Origin of the sequence: Nonomuraea sp. NPDC049750, from assembly GCF_040659625.1 — a bacterium.
In the GTDB taxonomy this organism is placed as follows: Bacteria; Actinomycetota; Actinomycetes; order Streptosporangiales; family Streptosporangiaceae; genus Nonomuraea.
This window is the reverse complement of the sequence record NZ_JBFANB010000014.1, coordinates 133,179-151,051: the sequence shown is the minus strand read 5'-3', so window position 1 is coordinate 151,051 and position 17,873 is coordinate 133,179. Positions and strand designations below refer to the sequence as shown.

Sequence of the window (17,873 nt, the reverse complement as noted above, 5' to 3'; positions counted from 1 at the left end):
GGCCCCGGCCGTATGCCGTGCCGACGTCCGGCGCACTACCGGTCGATGACGTCGATTCGGTAGTCATCACCGCCCCGCGCCCGGAACGTCACGGTATCTCCGTCCACCTTGTACGCGACCGGACGACCGTGCCCCGCCGTGACCCGCACCCCGCCCCGGAACGCGTCGTTACGGAGCTTGACCTCGCCGCCCTGGTCGGAGGTCAGACGGGCCTCCGACAGCCGCCCGGACGCCCAGCTCACCCCCACCGTGTGCGCGCCACGGGCACGCAGGCCCGTCACCCGGCCGTCCGCCCACGCGGCGGGCAGCGCCGGGAGCAGGTCGATCGCTCCCAGGTGGCTCTGCAGCAGCATCTCCGTCATGCCGGAGGTCGCGCCGAAGTTCCCGTCGATCTGGAACGGCGGGTGGGTGTCCCACAGGTTGGCCAGTGTGCTGGTCTGGAGCTGGTCGCGCAGCAGCTTGTGCGCGCGGTCGCCGTCGAGCAGCCGCGCCCAGAAGTTGATCTTCCACGCCTTGCTCCACCCGGTGCCCACGTCGGTACGGGCGTTGAGCGAGACCTTGGCCGCCGCCGCGAGCTCCGGCGTCGTACGCGGGGAGATCTGCCGCCCCGGATGCACCGCGAACAGGTGGGAGACGTGCCGGTGAGTCTCAGCCGGATCGTCGATGTCCTCCTTCCACTCCTGGAGCTGCCCCCACCGGCCGACCCGCAGGCCGGGATCCAGCTTGCCCAGCAAGTCGGCGGCCGCGGCCGCCTGCTGCCGGTCGCCCACCAGGCCCGCGGCTTCACGCAGGTCGGTGAACAGCTGGAAGAGGATCTGCTGAGACATCGACGCCCCCGCGGTGGCCGGGCCGAGCTCGGGGGAGCGGCTGGGGATGGCGACGAGCCTGCCGTCCTTGGGGTCGGTCCGCAGGAAGTCGAGCCAGAACTGGGCGGTCTCCTTCATGATCGGGTACGCGGTCCGCTTCAGGAAGCGCTCGTCCAGCGTGAAGCGGTAGTGGTCGTAGAGCTGCTCGGACAGCCAGGCCCCCGATTCGGGGAAGAAGTAGGCGGGGTGGTCCCAGGCGCCGGTCTGGCCGAAGATGTTCGAGGCGTGGTGGGCGACCCAGCCGCGCGCCCCGTACATCTGCTTGGCGGTGACCCGGCCGGGTTCGCGCAGCTCGTTCACGTAGTCGTGCAGCGGCCGGGCGAGCTCGGCCAGGTTGGTCATCTCGGCGGGCCAGTAGTCCATCTGCAGGTTGATGTTGAGGTGGTAGTCCGACTGCCATGGCGGGGCCTCCTGGAGGTTCCACACACCCTGGAGGTTGGCGGGCAGCGAACCGGGGCGGGAGGAGGCGATGAGCAGGTAGCGCCCGTACTGGTAGAAGAGCTGCTCCAGCGCCCGGTCGGCGGCCGGGGACGCGCCGTTGCCGTACTGGGCGAGCAGCTCGTCGGTGGGGATGGCGGGCAGGCTTCCCCCCAGATCCAGCCGTACCCGGTCGAACAGCGCGGCGTGGTCGGCCCGGTGCGCGGCCAGCAGCCTGGCGTAACCCTGGCGCGCGGCGGCGTCGACCCGCGCCGTGAGCTTGGCGTGCGGATCCTCGCCCTTGTAGGTGGGGTAGTCGGCCGCGTAGTCGGTGCCGGTGCCGAGGATGAGGACCACCGAGTCCGCGCCGGTCACGGTGACGGTGCCGTCGGGGTTGTCGGTCCGGCTCCCGCCCTGGTTGAGCACCCGCAGCTGGGCCTCGTACGCCATCCCGTTGCTCGTCAGCGCCCCCTTCACGGTGAGCCGGCCGCGCTCGGCCGTGGCGCTCACCGAGCGGTTGGCCGGCACGGCGATGCCGGCGGTGAAGGTCACGCCGCTCGGCCGGTCGGTGGCGAGCCGGGCCACGATCACGCCCGCGGGCGCGGACGCGAAGTACTCGCGGCTGTGGCGGACGTCGCCGGCCGTGAACGACACGCCCGCCACCCCGCGCGCGAGGTCGAGCCGTCTGCGGTAGTCGCCGGTCTGCTCGGGCAGGCCGGGGAAGGCCAGGCGCAGGTCGCCGAAGCTCTGGTACGCGCCGAACCGGCGCTGGCGCGGCGTGTCCGACCTCAGCCCGAGCGCGGCCAGGACGTCCTCGGGCGGGATACCGCCCTCCTTCCAGATCCGCTCCCTGATGGCCTCCAGCGCGCCGGGCCGCGGGGCGTCCCAATTGCCGAAGTTGTAGTCGGCCACGCCGGGGCCGCCGGTCCACAGAGTCTTGTCGTTGAACTGCAGCCGCTCCGCTCCCACCCCGCCGAACACGGTCGCGCCCATGGCCCCGTTGCCGATCGGCAGCGACCGCGTCTCCCAGCCCTCGTTCGTGTCGGGGGCGGGCTCGTCGTACCAGAGCGTGTACGGCTCCGCGGCGGGCTCACGAGCCTGCGCCGGTACGGCCGGGGCCACGGTCAGCGCCGCGCCGAGAACCAGGACGATCGGCCCTGCCAGAAACCGTTTTCTCATCAAAATGCAACCTATACATCGGAGGTGTGGGTGGAGCGCTGATCGGAGGTCTAGCGGTCGCAGGTCGTGATCCGGGGATGCCAGCGGCAGGCGACGGCGGCGTATCCGCCCTCGTCGGGTACGGGCACCGACAGCCGGCCGCGGGGCCCGTTGACCACGTGGCTCTCGCGTACCAGGCCGGTCGGGCCGTCACGGACGACCTCGACCAGCCATCGGCCGCGCAGCATGCTCAGCGGCACGTCGAGCGTGCGCGCCGCGCCCGAGATCCCGGCCCCCACGAACCAGCGGTCGCCGCTGCGGCGGGCCAGCACCACGTGGTCGGCCGGGCGGCCAGACAGCAAACGCGTCTCGTCCCAGGCGGTGGGGACCTGCTCGAGGAAGCGTTCGGCCTCCGGCCTGGCCTGGTAGGACTCGACGGTGCCCGCCAGATCCTGCAGGCCGGACTCGTACGTCACCGCAAGGCCCAGCTCGTGCGCGTCGGAGGTGGGCCGCCCCGCGCGGTGGAAGGCCATCGGCGTGTAGTCCATCGAGCCCACGACGTTCCTGGTGAAGGGCAGGGTGGTGAGGTGGGCGGTGGTGAGCGTGCGCTTCTCGCCGCCGTGCACGCCCTCCATGGTCATCACGTGCGGCCAGGTGCGGTGGATGCCCTTGGGGATGGTCGAGCCGTGGAAATTGACCAGGAGCCGGTTCGCCGCGGTCGCCGGGAGGATCTCGTCGTACCAGCGCAGCCGCTCCTGCGACTCGGAGTCCATGAAGTCGATCTTGACGCCGCGCACGCCCCAGCGGCTCAGGGTGGGCAGCCACAGGCCGCGTTCCTCCGGTGTGTCCAGGTCGCGGAAGTGGATCCAGACCACGATCCCCACGCCCTTGGCCCGCCCGTACTCCACGAGTCGCGGCATCCAGCTGGTGGTCGGCCAGTTCGGATCGGTGACGTCCCATTGGTCCTTCAGGAAGTACCACCCGGCGTCCACCGCCACGTACGGCCAGCCGCGCGCCGAGGCGTAGTCGACGAACGCCTGCTGCTTCTCCAGGCTCTGCCCCGCCTCCCTGCCGCCCGCCAGCCACGTCCACAGCACCTGACCCGGCGCTATCCAGGAGGTGTCGCGGACCCGGGAATCGGGCGCGAGGTCGTCCACCAGCGTGGACTCGGTGACCGTGGCCAGGTCCCCGGCGATCAGCACCCGCCATGGGGTCTGGCCGGCCTGCACTTTCTCATCCCAGAGCCGCAGAGCGTAGGTGCCGGTGCCCTCCTCGTGCGCCAGTCGCGGCCCGGAGTAGCCGCCGTCGAGGCCGGACTCGGTGATCAGGAGGTAGTCGCCGCCGGTCTCGAACAGCGCGGGCACCATGTAGTCGGCCGCGGGCGCGGTCAGGGCCGTGTACTGGACGAACGGGTTCTCGTAGTCGCGCCGGTGCTGGGCCAGCCAGGCGGTGGCGTTCTGGGGCAGCGCGTACGCGGACGTCTCGCGCAGAACGGGACCGTAGTCGGCCGGCAGCCGGTACCTGTAGGCGACACCGTCCCGCGCGACCCTGACGACCAGGTCGAGCCGGGCGCCGGCGGCGTTGGCGAAGGCGAACGTCGCCTCGCGCATGAGCGCCGACCGCTTGAGCCGCTTGCCCACCGTGGTGGTGTAGTGCTCGGTCACCAGACGGTCGCGGCGACGCAGGAAGCTCAATCCCTGGGACAGGTCGGCCCGTTCGGTGACGATGCCGACCGGGCTCGGCTCCAGGACCCGGACGCCGCGGCGGGTCGCGGCGAAGGTGAGGCTGCCCGCCTGGGGGTCGAGCGAGAGCTCCGCCGCCGGACCGCCGGGTAAGGCGGAGATCGTCCAGCTCGTGGCTGGGGCGGCAGAGGCAGGCAGGGCGGGCAGGAGGAAAAGGCACAGGAGGAGGGCGGCGCACAGACGTATCGGTGTGGCGGTCGGCATGACAGCTCCTGAGGGCCGCATACATCGGATGTGTTCCCGGATGGTAACCCGTGCGGGTTTGTTTGACCAGAGCCAAGATCGGACCTGTCTCCAGCGTGTCAGATCCCGGGATCCAGTCGGAAAGTCAATCTCTTATCTGGCCCAGGTCGCTGCGCGGCAGCCGCGCGGGCGCGCGGGCCGGAGCGACCTGGCGGTGGCCGCCGGCGTCAATGTCCTGCTCCCCTCGCCGCTACGAACCGGCGGGCCCGGTGCGGCACAACGTCGGCGCAGGCACGGACAACAACCATGATCAACCGGGAACAACAAGAAGCCCCAGACTCTCGGCGGTTGCCGTGAGCTGGGGCTATGGCTCCTGCGTGAGCAGGTCTGCCATGGAGCATGGTGGACGATACTGGGATTGAACCAGTGACCCCTTCCGTGTCAGGGAAGTGCTCTCCCGCTGAGCTAATCGTCCTGGGAGGTGGAGACGGGATTTGAACCCGTGTAGACGGCTTTGCAGGCCGTTGCCTCGCCTCTCGGCCACTCCACCGAGCCGGAAGCTCCGAGCGGAAGACGGGATTCGAACCCGCGACCCTCACCTTGGCAAGGTGATGCTCTACCACTGAGCCACTTCCGCGTTGTCTCCGCTGGTGTGCGGCGACGAGAGAACTCTAGCGAATCCTGGCCGAGTCCCCAAACCGGAGGGTTCCCACCTGTTCGGCGTACCAGGTGATCCCGGACACGTGCTCGGCGATCTCGCGCAGGGTCCAGTTGGGGGAGCGCGGTAGATCCCAGGCGTCCGGGGCGGTGGTGTAGCGGTTCACGTAGGACTGGCTCAGGCGGGTCCAGCGGGAGCGGGCCTCCGCCAGGTCCAGCTCCGTGAAGCGGGCCCAGTCGGCCTCCAGCGTCACCATCCGGCCGTGCCAGTGGTCGTCCTGCGGGGTGGCGCCGGCCAGGAGCGCCTCGACTTCGGCGAGGTGGTCGATGAGGTGGTCCTGGATGCGGCGTACGGCTTTCGCCGGGGTCCACAGGTTGGCCCCGTCGGTCACGATGGGGGTGCCGTCCCAGGCGAGCCAGGTCTCGGCGATGGTGAGGCACCGGTCGACGGCTTCGGCGACAAGGAGCGCGGGATTGGTGGCGTTGTCTGTCATGGGTCGATCGTGGTCGTGGAATGGTTGGGGCAGCGTCTAAGCGTGGTGGCGACTGGAGCGCGCTGCGGCGGCACAGGGGCCGGGCCGTGGGGCTCGCCGTCGTGCCGAGCGTCTCGAGGGCCGGGTCAGCCGATGGTGTGGCCGCCGTTGACGGTGATGCGTTCTCCCGTAACGAACGCCGCCGCCTCCGAAGCCAGGAAGGACACCGCGCCCGCCACGTCGTCAGGCGTGCCCATCCGGCCGAGTGGGATATGCGCCCGGTACGTCGCCAGCTCCTCAGCGCCGATCTCGGCGTGCCGTTCGACGGGGATGAAGCCGGGCGCGACGAGGTTCACCGTGACGCCGTACGGTCCCAGCTCGCGTGCCCATGCCCGGGTGAGCTCGTGCTGGGCGGCCTTTGCGGCGATGTACGCGGACATGCCGGGCAGGGCGCGGTCCACGATGTCCGAGCCGATCTGGATCACGCGGCCCCGGCCCCGTGCCTTCATGCCCGGCAGGGCCGCCTGGATGAGGAGCGTGGGGCTCTTCACGAAGAAGTGGAGCTGGTCCAGGTGCGTCTGCCAGGTGAGATCCTCGAACGCGACCTTCGGCTGGGGGCCGGTCGCGTTCAGGACCAGCACCTCCACGGGGCCCAGCCGGTCGGTGACCTGGGCGACCAGTTCGGCCGTCGCGGCCTCGTCGGTGACGTCCCCCGCGAACGCCTCGGCCGATCCACCGGCGGCGCGGATGTCGGCGGCCACCCGGCGGGCGTTCTCGTGTTCGGAGTAGTAGTTGACGGCCACGGTGTGGCCGTCGGCGCCTAACCTGCGGGCGATCACGGCGCCCAGACCGCGGGACGCTCCAGTGACGAGCGCGATGCCGGCTCCCACTGCCGAGGCGTCGGCTACTCCTGCCGAGACGCCGGTATCTGCTGTCGACGGGACTGCCAACGGGACCCCCTGGTTAGGCTCACCCGCAGCCTAACCGGGCGCCCGGTGCGGCCGAAGGGGACGATGCTTCGACGGCCGGCGAAATGTCCGTGGGTTAACGTCAAGTATGGCCGCCGAATACATCGCCCAAGACTCCGACATCGCGCCCGTCGCGGCGCTCATAGCCGATCCCACCAGGGCGGCCATTCTCACCGCGCTGCTGGGCGGTCGCGCGCTGGCCGCCGGGGAGCTCGCCAGGCTCTCCGGCGTGAGCGCCGCCACCGCGAGCGCGCACCTGTCCCGCCTGCTCGACGGGCGGCTCGTCGACGTCGTACGGCAAGGCCGCCACCGCTACTACCGCCTGGCCGGCCACGAGGTCGCCGAGGTGCTGGAGGTGCTCGCCAGGGTGAGCACCCGGCCGCCCATCCGGTCTCTGCGCCAGTCGCGTCAGGCCAGGCAGCTGGAGGAGGCGCGTACGTGCTACGACCACCTGGCCGGGCGGGCCGGTGTGGCGCTGTTCGACCAGCTGGTCCAGGGCGGTTTCCTGGTGAACCAGGAGGTCACGGACAAGGGGGAGCGGCTGCTGGCGGGGCTCGGGGTGGACATGGCGGGGGTACGGAAGACCAGGCGGCGGTTCGCCCCGGAATGCCTGGACTGGACCGAGCGCCGGGCCCACCTCGGCGGGGCTCTCGGCGCGGCGGTGACCGGGGCGCTGCTCGAGCGCGGCTGGTACCGGCACGGCACCGTTCCACGGGCCGTGGTGCTGACCGATGAGGGGAGAGAAGGGCTGGTCGCCCTGTTCTCCGGTGGCGAGGTCAGGGAAGGGCTGGCCAACCGGTTCTCCGGTGATGAGGCCAGGGACGGGCGGGCCGCCCGGTTCTCCAGTGGCGAGGGCGGGGAGGGGCAGGCCGCTGCGTTCGCCGGTAAGGAGCTAACATCACATACGCCGGTTACCTAAGCGGGAGAGTCATCATGCGCGACAACGGAGTCGTGAACGTCGGTCCAGAGCCCCTCACCTTCGACGACGTCATCCGGGTGGCCCGTCACGGCGCCCCCGTACAGCTCACCGACGACGCCATCGCCGCGATCTCCGCGGCCCGGCAGCTGGTCGACGAGCTGGCCGAGAGCCCGGTGCCCGCCTATGGGATCTCGACCGGGTTCGGGGCCCTGGCCACGCGGCACATCGACCCGGCTCTGCGCGCCCAGCTCCAGCGCTCGCTGGTCCGCAGCCACGCCGCGGGCAACGGTCCCGAGGTCGAGACCGAGGTGGTGCGCGCGCTCATGCTGCTGCGCCTGCACACCCTGGCCACCGGTCACACCGGCATCCGGCCGACCACCGCGAAGACGCTGGCCGCGCTCATCAGCGCGGGCATCACGCCGGTCGTGCACGAATACGGCAGCCTCGGCTGCTCGGGCGATCTGGCGCCGCTGGCGCACGTGGCGCTCACGCTGATGGGCGAGGGCGTCGTACGGGATGGGTCCGGAAATATCACCGCAGCGGAAGAGGCGCTCAAGCAGGCGGGCATCGAGCCCGTCGAGCTGGCCGCCAAGGAGGGCCTCGCGCTCATCAATGGCACGGACGGCATGCTCGGCATGCTCATCCTGGCCATCGACGACCTGACCATGCTCGTCAGGACCGCCGACGTGAGCGCCGCGATGAGTGTCGAGGGGTTGCTGGGCACCGACCGCGTCTTCGCCCCCGAACTGCAGGCGCTCCGGCCGCAGCCCGGCCAGGCCCTCTCCGCCGCCAATATGACGAAAATTCTGGATCAATCGGGCATCATGGCGAGCCACCGCGACCCGACCGCCTGCACCCGCGTCCAGGACGCCTACTCCCTGCGCTGCGCCCCCCAGGTGGCCGGAGCCGCCCGCGACACGATCGCCCACGCCGCGAACGTCGCCACCTGGGAACTGGCCAGCGCCGTGGACAACCCCGCCGTGCTCTCCGACGGCCGCGTCGAGTCCAACGGCAACTTCCACGGCGCCCCCGTCGCCTACGTACTGGACTTCCTGGCCATCGTCGCCGCCGACCTGGCCTCGATGTCCGAACGCCGCACCGACCGCTTCCTGGACGTGGCGCGCAACCATGGCCTGCCGGCGTTCCTGGCCGACGACCCCGGCGTGGACTCCGGCCACATGATCGCCCAGTACACCCAGGCGGCCATCGTCTCCGAGCTCAAGCGGCTCGCCGCGCCCGCCAGCGTGGACTCCATCCCCAGCTCCGCCATGCAGGAGGACCACGTCTCGATGGGCTGGTCGGCGGCCCGCAAGCTGCGCAAGTCGGTCGACGGCCTCACCCGGGTGCTGGCCGTCGAGGTGCTCACCGCCGCCCGCGCCCTCGACCTGCGCGCCCCGCTGGAGCCGGCGCCCGCCACCGGCGCGGTGGTCAAGGCGCTGCGCGAGACCGTCCCGGGGCCAGGCCCCGACCGCTTCCTGGCGCCGGAGATCGAGTACGCCGTCCGCCTGGTCGCCGACGGCGGCGTGGTCGCCGCCGCCGAGTCCGTCACGGGCCGCCTGGCGTAATTTATCGCCGTATTTCGGGTCTCGCGCTGCTACGGCAGCGCGACGATCGCGTCCATCTCCAGCAGCAGCCCCGGCATGAACAGCTTCGACACCTCCACCGTCGTGCTCGCGGGCGGCGTCCCCGGGAAGTACTTGCGCCGCACCTGCCCGTACGCCACCCGATCGTCCATGTTCGTCAGGTACGTCCGGAGGAACGCCACGTCCTCGAACCCCGCCCCCTGATCGGCGAGAATCCGTCCCAGACACTGGAACACGTGCTCCGCCTGAGCCGCCATGTCCCCCTCCCCGACGAGCCGCCCGTTCGAGTCGAAGGCCGCCTGCCCCGAGACGTACAGCATGTCGCCCACCCGTACGGCATGGGAGTAGAAGCCGTTCGTGGCCGGCACGGTCGAGGGGTTGATCGGCACGGCCCGGTGCGCGGGCCGCCCGCCTACGTGGGCGGCGATGGCCGTCACGTCGTGGTCGCCGAGCCCGGCCGCCTCGGCCTCCTGCAGGCGTGCGCGGGCCGCGCTGGCCAGGGTGGCGCCCGGCCAGGCGGCCAGCGTCAGGTCCTTGGCCGCCAGGCCGAGCGCGTAGCGGGTCTCGGGGGCGGGCGTGCGCAGGCGTTCGGCCAGGACGCCCAGCGGGGTGGCCGACAGCACCTCGGCCAGGGCGTCGCGGTCCACCCCGTGCGCCTCCCCGTACGCGTAGGTCTCCGCCAGCAGCACCTGGGCCGGCACGAGGGCGCTCATGACGGCGAGCTTCATCGCCGCGCCCGCCCCCGGCGGCCCGCACTCGCGCACCGTGCCGAACACCGCCAGCACGTCGCGCACGCCCGCCAGATCACCGCCCGCCAGCACGGTCAGCGTGCCGTCGGCCGCGGGAGCGACGCTGCCCAGGACGGGCGCGTCCACCAGCTTCACGGAGGCGGGCAGCAGCGCGCGCAGCTCCCGCACCGCCTCCGGGCCGATCGTGGACATCTCCACCACCGTCGCGCCGGGCCGCAGCCCCGGCAGCGCGGCCGTCAGCACCTCGCGCACGGCGGCCGGGTCACGCAGCATCGTGATGACCAGCTCCGCCCCGTCGACCGCCTCGGCGACCGGGACACCGGTCCCGCGCCGCCATGTCGTCACCTGATGCCCGGCCTCGCTGAGCCGCCGGGCCATGGGGACGCCCATGCGTCCCTGTCCGAGAAATGCAATCACGTTCCCTAGTTAACTGACATGCGAGGCATTCCACCACCGACTAGATTGCATGTCAGCCATGACAGACACGAATGCCTTCGACACCGTCGCGCTCCGCCTCTTCGACGAGGTGGCCAAGAGCGGCTCGTTCACCGCCGCCGCCGAGCTGCTCGGATACACCCAGTCGGCCGTCTCGCGGCGGATCGCCGCCCTTGAGCGGGCCACCGGCGGGCCGCTGTTCGAGCGGCTGGCCAGGGGCGTACGCCTGACGCCGGCGGGAGTGGCGCTGCACCGGCACGCCGTCGCCGTGCTCGACCGGCTCGACCGCGCGTGCGAGGAGCTGACCGCGATCCACGGCGGCAGCGGCGGCACGCTGCGGGTGGGCGCGTTCGCCACGGCCAACGTCGATCTCGTGCCCGTGACGCTCAAGCGGTTCGCCGAGCGCCGGCCGGAGGTCGGGCTGCGGCTGGTCGAGGGGCTGACGACGAGGCTGATGGAGCGGCTGCAGGCGGGCGCGCTGGACGTCGCGGTGATCAGCGACTATCCCGCCGGCCTGCCCGCCGACGGCGGCCGGATCGTGCCGCTGCGCGAGGACCGGCTGCTGGTGGCGCTGCCGCGGGCGCACCGGCTGGCCGCCGAGCCCGACGTGGACCTGCGCGACCTGGCCGAGGAGACGTGGATCGAGGCGGCGCCGCGCGGACAGCCGACGCTGCTCGTCACCGCCTGCGCCGCGGCCGGGTTCACGCCGCGCAGCGGGCTGCGGGTGGCCGAATGGACCGGCAAGTTCGGCTGCGTCGCCGCCGGGCTCGGGGTGACGCTGGTGCCGGAGCTCGCGGCGCGGGCCGTACCCGCCGATCTGGTGTTGCGGCCCCTGAGGGGGTTGGTCCCGGCGCGCAAGGTGTACGCGGCCCTGCCCGAAGTGCCGCTGCCGTCCGCGCGGGAGTTCGTCCGATTGCTGGGAGAATGGCAGGTGTGTACGACGGCTTCGCCTCCGTAGGCAACCTCCTGGCCACCGGCCTGCGCGACCTGACGACCGACCTGGCCGCGCTCGACGGCGACGGCTGGTGGGCGGTGGTGGTCGACTATGAGGGCAAGGTGACGTGCGCCCGCTTCGACCACGTACGCCAGGGGCCCCTGCCCACCCCCAGGACCCCGTGGCACGGCCCCGCCCCCGACCGGTGGCACAGCTCCCTCGATCAGGCCGCCTACGAGCGCGGGGTCCAGGCCATCCGCGACTACATCGAGCGGGGCGAGGTCTACCAGGCCAACCTCTGCCGCGTCCTGACCGCGCCGCTGCCCCACGACGCCGACCCGCTGGCCCTGGCCGCCCGCCTGGCCACCGGCAATCCGGCCCCCTACGCGGCCGTCGTCCAGGTGCCCGGACTGAGCGTGGTGTCGGCCTCGCCCGAGTTGTATTTGTCGCGCGAGGGGGACCTGATCGAGTCAAGACCGATCAAGGGCACCGGCGCCACGGCGGACGACCTGCTGGAGAAGGACTACGCTGAGAATGTCATGATCGTCGACCTGGTCCGCAACGACCTCGGCCGGATCGCCGCCGTCGGCTCCGTCGAGGTGCCGTCGCTCTGCGCCGTCGAGGAGCATCCCGGGCTGGTCCACCTTGTGTCGACCGTACGGGCCAGGCTGGCGCCGGAGGCGGGCTGGCCGGAGCTGTTCGCGGCGACCTTCCCGCCCGGCTCGGTCACCGGCGCGCCCAAGTCGTCCGCGTTGCGCATCATCAATGAGCTCGAACCGGAGCCGCGCGGGCCGTACTGTGGGGCCGTGGGCTGGGTCGACGCCGACCGTCGACGGGCGGCGCTGGCTGTGGGCATCCGTACGTTCTGGATCGAAGCAGGCGAGATCCGCTTCGGCACGGGCGCGGGCATAACCTGGGGCAGCGATCCCCGGCGTGAATGGCTCGAGACCGAGCTGAAGGCGTCCAGGCTCATCGCACTGGCATCCTCAGGAGGAAATAGATGACCATCCCTGTCTGGGTCAACGGGGAACTGATCGACCCCGCGCAGGCGACCGTCTCGGTGTTCGACCATGGGCTGATGGTCGGCGACGGAGTCTTCGAGACCATCAAGATCGTGCACGGCGAGGCGTTCGCGCTCACCAGGCACCTCGACCGGCTCGCGCTGTCGGCTCAGCGCATGGACCTGCCCGAGCCCGACCTCGGGGCCATCGAGGACGGCGTCGGCAAGTGCCTGGCCGCCGCCCCCGACTGGCCGCTCGGCCGCATCCGCGTCACCTACACCAGCGGCCCGGGCCCCCTCGGCTCCGACCGCGGCGACCAGGGCACCACCTCGATCGTGATCGTCGACGAGCAGAAGCCGTTCCCCGGCACCGCCAACGTCACCGTCGTCCCCTGGCCGCGCAACGAGAACGGCGCCCTGGCCGGCGTCAAGAGCACCTCCTACGGCGACAACGCCAAGGCCCTGGCCCACGCCAAGGCGCGCGGCGGCGGTGAGGCCATCTTCGGCAACCTCGCCGGCAACCTGTGCGAGGGCACCGGCTCCAACATCTTCATCGTCCGCGACGGACGGCTGCTCACCCCGACCCTCGAGTCCGGCTGCCTGGCCGGCGTCACCAGGGCGCTGGTGCTCCAATGGTGCGGCGGCGAGGAGGCCGACGTACCGCTGTCCGCCCTCTACACCGCCGAGGAGGCGTTTCTGACCTCCACCACCCGCGACATCCAGCCGATCAGGCTCGTCGACGAGACCGAGCTGCCGGTGGCCCCGGGGCCGATCACCGCGAAGGCGATGCGGATCTTCGCCGAGCACGCCGCCGCCGACCTCAACCCCTGAGCGGATGGCCGTCGATACACCCCGGCCGGGCGACCCGCTGCGGCTCGGCGGCTATCTGATCGTGGGCCGGCTCGGGCAGGGCGGGCAGGGCGTGGTCTACCTGGCCGAGAAGCCGGGTGGCGAGCGAGTGGCGATCAAGGTGATGGCGGGCGGCGTGGCGGGCGGCGTCGATCGCACGGCGCAGCGGGAGCTCGCCGCCGCCAGGCAGGTCGCCGAGTTCTGCACGGCCCGGGTGATCACCGCCGACCTCGACCACGACCCGCCCTACGTCGTGAGCGAGTACATCGACGGCCCCTCCCTGGAGGAGGTCGCGCCCCTGCGCGGCACGCCCCTCACCCGCCTGGCCATCGGCACGGTCACCGCGCTGACGGCCATCCACCGGGCGGGCGTGGTGCACCGCGACTTCAAGCCGGGCAACGTGCTGATGGCCCAGGACGGGCCGCGGGTCATCGACTTCGGCATCGCCCGGCTCGCCGGGCTCACCGCGACCAAGACCGGGCTGGCCGGGACACCGCGCTACATGGCGCCCGAGCAGTTCGGCGACGGGCCCGTCGGGGCGGCGGCCGACGTGTTCGCCTGGGGCTCCACGATGGCGTACGCGGCCACCGGGCAGGCGCCGTTCGGCGGGGACACGATCGCCGCGGTCGCCTACCGGATCCTGCAGGGCGAGCCCGACCTGGGCGATCTGGCCGAGCCGCTGCGCGGGATCGTGGCCCGCTGCCTGGCCAAGGACCCCGCGGCCCGTCCCACGGCGCGCGGCGTCCTGCTGGAGCTGCTGGGCGAGGACCGGCGCTCGGAAGAGGCCGACGTGCTCGAACAGGGCGCGCTGGCGGCGGCCGACACCTTGGTGGCCGGGCCGCCGCCGCCCATCCATCCCGTGCGGGCGCTGCTGGCGCGCAGGAAGATGCTGGCCGGGGCGGGCCTGGCGGCGACGGCGCTGCTGGTCAGCGGGGTGCTGCTCTGGGAGCGGGCGGCCGGCCGGGCACCCATCACACCGGCCGCCGCCACCGGTACACCGTCGCCTTCCACCGGCATGGCCGAGTCCATGGTCCCCCCGCCGCCGGCCAGGCGCGCGGAGCTGGTCGCGGCCGTGGAGGCGGCGACCATCGTGACGCCGCTGGCCGACTTCACCTACTCGGGCGGCCTGAGCGAGAGCGCGTACGCCGGCCAGGCCCAGGGCCGGCTCGTGTTCGGCGCGAGCGATGACACCACCACGGACTTCGACATGCGGGTCGAGTCGGTCGGCGACAGCCGGAAGGTGGTCGTCATAGAGAGCTCCGACACGCCGACCGTCTACCTGGACGGCAAGCCGGTGAAGGGCAAGGAGGCGTCGGCGGCGCTCTACTTCGCCGAGATGCTCCCCGTGACCGCGGGCATCGGCGCCCTGCTCGACGTGATCAGCCTGACGCCGCGGATCAGCGCGGAGGGGCGGTCCTACTCCGGCTCCCTGGTGACCAGCAAGGGCCCGCGGGCCCTGCAGGACAAGATCTCGGAGATCACCGGCGGGTGGACCGTCGATGACCTCGCCGACACCCAGCTCACCTGGAAGCTCACACTGGACCCGCGCGACAGGCCGGTCTTCTTCGACCTGTCCTGGCGCGCGCTCAACGAGAACATCCGGCTGGCCTCCTCCTTCGCCACCACCTACAGCAACTGGCGGGCGGGGACCATCACGGCGCCTCAGTAGGACTTCTGGGTCTGGACGTTGAAGTCGTCCATCTTGACCCGCTTGGCCGGGTCGGTCAGCGGATCCTTGATCTCGATGACGTCCAGGCCGCCCCGGATGTCACTGGAGTAGATGTAGCCGTTGTAGTAGTAGGCCGACCAGGACCCCGCGACGCCGTCGAACGGGGGCGGATCGAAGTAGCCGATCTCCTTGGCGTTGGCGGAGTCGGTGAAGTCCCAGATCGACACGCCGCCCTGATACCAGGACTGGACCATGATGTCCTTGCCCGGCACCGGGAGGAGCGAGCCGTTGTGGGCGACGCAGTTCTCGTCCTGCTCCTGCTCGCGCGGGATCTTGAAGTAGCCGCGCCGCTCCAGCTGCCCATTGGTGAGGTCGTAGATCGCGTCCGCGCCCTTGGTCCGCGGCGTGTCCCGGTCGCAGGTCGGCGCGGAGCCGCCGCCCAGCTCGTCGCTGAACACCACCTTGGTCGCGTCGTTGTTGAACGTCGCCGAATGCCAGAGCTGGAAGTTCTCCTCGTCGCGTATCCGCTGGAGCAGCTTCGGGTTGACCGGGTCGGAGATGTCGAGCAGCACGCCGTCACCGAAGCAGGCGGCCGCGGCCAGCTTCTTCTCCGGGAACGCCGTGATGTCGTGGCACCCGGCGCCCGTCTCCTCGCGGTCGGGGAAGAAGTTCGGCCTTGCCACGACCTTGGCGGCCTTGGGGTCCTTGGTGGGGATCTCCACGACCTGGAGGAGCTCGTGCGGCGGCGGGCACGTGTCCGACTCCGGCTCGGGGCCGGGCGACGACACGTACACGTACAGCGTCTCCCCGTCGGGGATCATCGTGTGCGTGTGCGAGCCGCAGTCGGTCGCGACGGCCGAGACGTACTTCGGGTTCTTCTTGTCACTGACGTCGAAGATCCGCAGCCCTTCCCAGGCCTGACTCTTCGTCGTGGAGGCGCAGCTCTCGTCGCTGCGCGGCTCGTCGATCGACAGGATCAGCAGGTCGCCGTAGATCGAGACGTCGTTCTGCTGCGCCGGGCAGGCGACCTGGCTGACGGTCTTGGGCTTGGTCGGGTCGCTGATGTCGTAGATCGAGAACCCGCCGAAGTTGCCCACGTACGCGTAGTCGCCCTGGAAGGCCAGGTCGGTGTTCCAGTCCATGGCGCCGTTGAGCGGAGCCGTGCGGGGCACGTGGGCGACCCGTTCGACGTTCGGGCTCGTCTTCGCGTCACCGGTCGGCTGGGCGGTGGTGAGGGGCTCACCCCCGTCTCCGGAGGGATCCTCCCCTCGCGGACCGGCGCTGCACGCGGCCATCAGCAGGAGTGCCGCGCACGCTGCCGCCACCCGTACCTTTCCGAAGATCACGCACTTCCCTCTCGTTCCTGGGTCACTATGGAAGCTATGTCAGAAAGGTCCCGATCGCGTGCGCTCATTCCCGCAGTCTTGGCGGCACTCGTGCTGCCCGTGCTGTCGGCGTGCGCCCAGGAGGCGGAGCAGCCGTCCGCGATCGGCACCGACGCTCCGGTGATCGTCCCACAGGGCCCGGGCAGCCCCGCCCGCACGGCCACGCCCGGCGAACGCCTCGGCCAGCCGCCGCCCGCCCCGGCCGCCGCCGACGTGCGTTTCGCCGAAGGCATGATCCCGCACCACCGGCAGGCGCTGGAGATGACCGGCCTGGTCAAGGACCGTACGACGACACCGGCCGTACGCCGCTTCGCCGAGCAGATCGCCAGTGCGCAGCGTCCCGAGATCACCGTCATGTCCTCCTGGCTCGCCTCCCTCGGCCGCCCGGTCCCCGCCGAGCACTCTCACGGCCCCGAGGGCTACGGCATGGCCACCCTGGAGGAGATGAACGCCCTGCGGGCGGCCCGCGCGGCCGCCTTCGACCGCCTGTTCCTGCAACTCATGGTCAGACACCACGGGGGCGCCCTGAAGATGGCCGGCGAAGAGCTCGCCGCCGGCACGGACCAGCCGATGAGGCGCATGGCGAGAGACGTCTACTCGGGTCAGAGCATCGAGATTACGAGAATGAAGGCGGCTCTGACCGAGATCACCCAATAATCCCAGCAAACCATCAGGAACCCGACATACCGTCTATGGTCATGTCGTCTCTGGCGCGGACCTCGGGCACGCGTTCACCGGGACCCCGACCTAATGATCAGACCCCGGGCGGCCCCGCACAAATCATGAGACCCCGGCCCAATCCCCGGACCGGGGTCAAGAATGCGCACGTAACGGCGCCCGGCCACCTCCACCGGAGGAGCGTGCCCCTGGACAGGCCCCAGCCCTGTGTGGAGGGTGGGGCCCACCGTGCTCTGCCGTAAAAGATCGAAAAGAAGTCAGCTCGGCCAGAGCATATTGGTGAGTTCGGCGTCGAGGTCCATGAAGTCGGTCTCGCGGCCGGCGGGCACCTTCTCGTAGGTGCGGTGGAGGAACTCGGTCAGCGGCGCCAGCGGCACCTCGAACAGTGCCTGGCCGAACGGCGAGGTCAAACTGATGTGCAGGGTGCGTTCGCCGTCGGCGCGTGCGGGCCATACCTGCACGTCGCCGTCGCCGACGCGTCTCACGATGCCAACTGTCAGCAACTCACGGGCAAAGATCCACTCGACCGGTTCGTCGTTCCCTACGTGGAAGGCCATGCGGATGGCGTACGGGTCGTCGGCCGTGTAACTCAGTCCGGCGAGCAGGGGGACGGTAGTACGGTCGGGGACCACAAGCCGAAGGCCAAGCTCGGCGGAGACGGTGGTGCTGTTCATCGTCAGCCAAACCTTTTCGTCGAAGGTCCCCTCTTCGGGGCTATCACTGCTCTGACGGACTTCGTCCTGAGCTATCACGCGGAACGAAGAAACCTGTAGGAAAGATTCCGCTCCTAGGCCCTTCTGTAACGCACATCACAGCTGGACATTTAGGCATCTACCTGGCTAAACGGCATCAATCGGGTCGTATTTACAAGGGTTTTGCGTGTTCGTGGAGCCTGTTCCGGGGGGCCCACCAAGAACGTTCCTTGAGAAAAGATCACGATCGGCACCTACCGGAACACGACGATGGTATGCCAACGAGCCGTCACGCCGATGGGCAACCGCACCCTTTCCCCGAATCGCCCTCCGCGCCTCCCGCCGCTTCGCCACCTGGTCCCGGAGTGCGGTATGGTTTTCCCGTCGGCGCCGCAAGGGGCCGCAGGGCGGGCGATTAGCTCAGCGGGAGAGCGCTTCGTTCACACCGAAGAGGTCACTGGTTCGATCCCAGTATCGCCCACCACGCTTGCCGCAGGCCAGAGGCTCGTTACTCGT

The 17,873-nt window shown here is 70.9% G+C and carries 14 protein-coding genes and 4 tRNA genes; 8 read left to right on the top strand and 10 right to left on the bottom strand.

The annotated features are described in order from the left end of the window. Nucleotides 1–35: 35 nt before the first annotated feature. The 7 genes from AB0J16_RS32080 to AB0J16_RS32050 all read right to left on the bottom strand — a co-directional run bounded on the left by AB0J16_RS32080 (nt 36) and on the right by AB0J16_RS32050 (nt 6,446). The gene (locus AB0J16_RS32080) at nt 36–2,462 is read right to left on the bottom strand and encodes a glycoside hydrolase family 95 protein (protein WP_358546071.1); all 2,427 of its coding nucleotides are present in this window, start codon (nt 2,460–2,462) and stop codon (nt 36–38) included. A 50-nt stretch (nt 2,463–2,512) separates the two neighbouring features. After that, entirely contained in the window at nt 2,513–4,387 is a 1,875-nt protein-coding gene (locus AB0J16_RS32075; protein WP_358546068.1) for a glycoside hydrolase family 97 catalytic domain-containing protein, read from the bottom strand. 379 nt (nt 4,388–4,766) lie between these two features. Continuing rightward, nucleotides 4,767–4,841 (bottom strand) — tRNA-Val (locus AB0J16_RS32070). A 4-nt stretch (nt 4,842–4,845) separates the two neighbouring features. Beyond that, nucleotides 4,846–4,916, bottom strand: a tRNA-Cys gene (locus tag AB0J16_RS32065). Between the two features lie 15 nt (nt 4,917–4,931). Then, nucleotides 4,932–5,003: transfer RNA gene (locus AB0J16_RS32060), tRNA-Gly, on the bottom strand. Nucleotides 5,004–5,037: 34 nt separating this feature from the next. Continuing rightward, on the bottom strand, nt 5,038–5,517 hold the full coding sequence (locus tag AB0J16_RS32055) for a hypothetical protein (RefSeq protein WP_358546065.1): 480 nt from the start codon (nt 5,515–5,517) through the stop codon (nt 5,038–5,040). Between the two features lie 125 nt (nt 5,518–5,642). Continuing rightward, nucleotides 5,643–6,446 (bottom strand): SDR family oxidoreductase, encoded by an 804-nt coding sequence (locus AB0J16_RS32050; RefSeq protein WP_358546062.1) that lies wholly within the window; start codon nt 6,444–6,446, stop codon nt 5,643–5,645. Between the two features lie 106 nt (nt 6,447–6,552). Here AB0J16_RS32050 and AB0J16_RS32045 point away from each other — a divergent pair, with 106 nt between their 5' ends. Both AB0J16_RS32045 and hutH read left to right on the top strand, forming a co-directional pair. Next, nucleotides 6,553–7,383 carry a helix-turn-helix transcriptional regulator gene (locus AB0J16_RS32045; RefSeq protein ID WP_358546060.1) on the top strand — a complete coding sequence of 277 codons (831 nt, stop codon included), beginning with the start codon at nt 6,553–6,555 and terminating at the stop codon, nt 7,381–7,383. 14 nt (nt 7,384–7,397) lie between these two features. Continuing rightward, a complete protein-coding gene (gene hutH / locus AB0J16_RS32040; RefSeq protein WP_358546058.1) occupies nt 7,398–8,948 on the top strand; it encodes a histidine ammonia-lyase in 1,551 nt (516 codons plus the stop codon). A 29-nt stretch (nt 8,949–8,977) separates the two neighbouring features. Here hutH and AB0J16_RS32035 read toward each other — a convergent pair whose 3' ends face one another. Next, nucleotides 8,978–10,132: a Rid family hydrolase gene (locus AB0J16_RS32035; RefSeq protein WP_358546056.1), complete on the bottom strand. Its 1,155-nt coding sequence runs from the start codon at nt 10,130–10,132 to the stop codon at nt 8,978–8,980. Nucleotides 10,133–10,190: 58 nt separating this feature from the next. On the opposite strand from AB0J16_RS32035, the gene AB0J16_RS32030 reads away from it, so the two are divergent. From AB0J16_RS32030 to AB0J16_RS32015, 4 genes are read left to right on the top strand one after another with little or no spacing between them, the layout of a single operon-like run. Continuing rightward, nucleotides 10,191–11,108, top strand: a complete 918-nt coding sequence (locus tag AB0J16_RS32030) for a LysR family transcriptional regulator (protein ID WP_358546054.1) — start codon at nt 10,191–10,193, stop codon at nt 11,106–11,108. After that, complete coding sequence (locus AB0J16_RS32025; protein WP_358546051.1) at nt 11,075–12,088, top strand: chorismate-binding protein; 1,014 nt, start codon at nt 11,075–11,077, stop codon at nt 12,086–12,088. The genes AB0J16_RS32030 and AB0J16_RS32025 overlap by 34 nt, the downstream gene beginning before the upstream one ends. Continuing rightward, entirely contained in the window at nt 12,085–12,915 is an 831-nt protein-coding gene (locus AB0J16_RS32020) for an aminotransferase class IV (protein WP_358546049.1), read from the top strand. Before AB0J16_RS32025 ends, AB0J16_RS32020 begins: the two co-directional genes overlap by 4 nt. A gap of 4 nt (nt 12,916–12,919) precedes the next feature. Beyond that, entirely contained in the window at nt 12,920–14,602 is a 1,683-nt protein-coding gene (locus AB0J16_RS32015) for a serine/threonine-protein kinase (protein ID WP_358546048.1), read from the top strand. Here the strand turns inward: AB0J16_RS32015 and AB0J16_RS32010 are convergent. After that, entirely contained in the window at nt 14,596–15,948 is a 1,353-nt protein-coding gene (locus AB0J16_RS32010) for a hypothetical protein (RefSeq protein WP_358546045.1), read from the bottom strand. The genes AB0J16_RS32015 and AB0J16_RS32010 overlap by 7 nt on opposite strands. A gap of 78 nt (nt 15,949–16,026) precedes the next feature. Here AB0J16_RS32010 and AB0J16_RS32005 point away from each other — a divergent pair, with 78 nt between their 5' ends. Beyond that, entirely contained in the window at nt 16,027–16,644 is a 618-nt protein-coding gene (locus tag AB0J16_RS32005; RefSeq protein ID WP_358546043.1) for a DUF305 domain-containing protein, read from the top strand. 278 nt (nt 16,645–16,922) lie between these two features. Here AB0J16_RS32005 and AB0J16_RS32000 read toward each other — a convergent pair whose 3' ends face one another. Continuing rightward, nucleotides 16,923–17,339: an SsgA family sporulation/cell division regulator gene (locus AB0J16_RS32000; RefSeq protein WP_020547189.1), complete on the bottom strand. Its 417-nt coding sequence runs from the start codon at nt 17,337–17,339 to the stop codon at nt 16,923–16,925. 427 nt (nt 17,340–17,766) lie between these two features. Here AB0J16_RS32000 and AB0J16_RS31995 point away from each other — a divergent pair. After that, nucleotides 17,767–17,841 (top strand) — tRNA-Val (locus tag AB0J16_RS31995). Nucleotides 17,842–17,873: the final 32 nt, after the last annotated feature.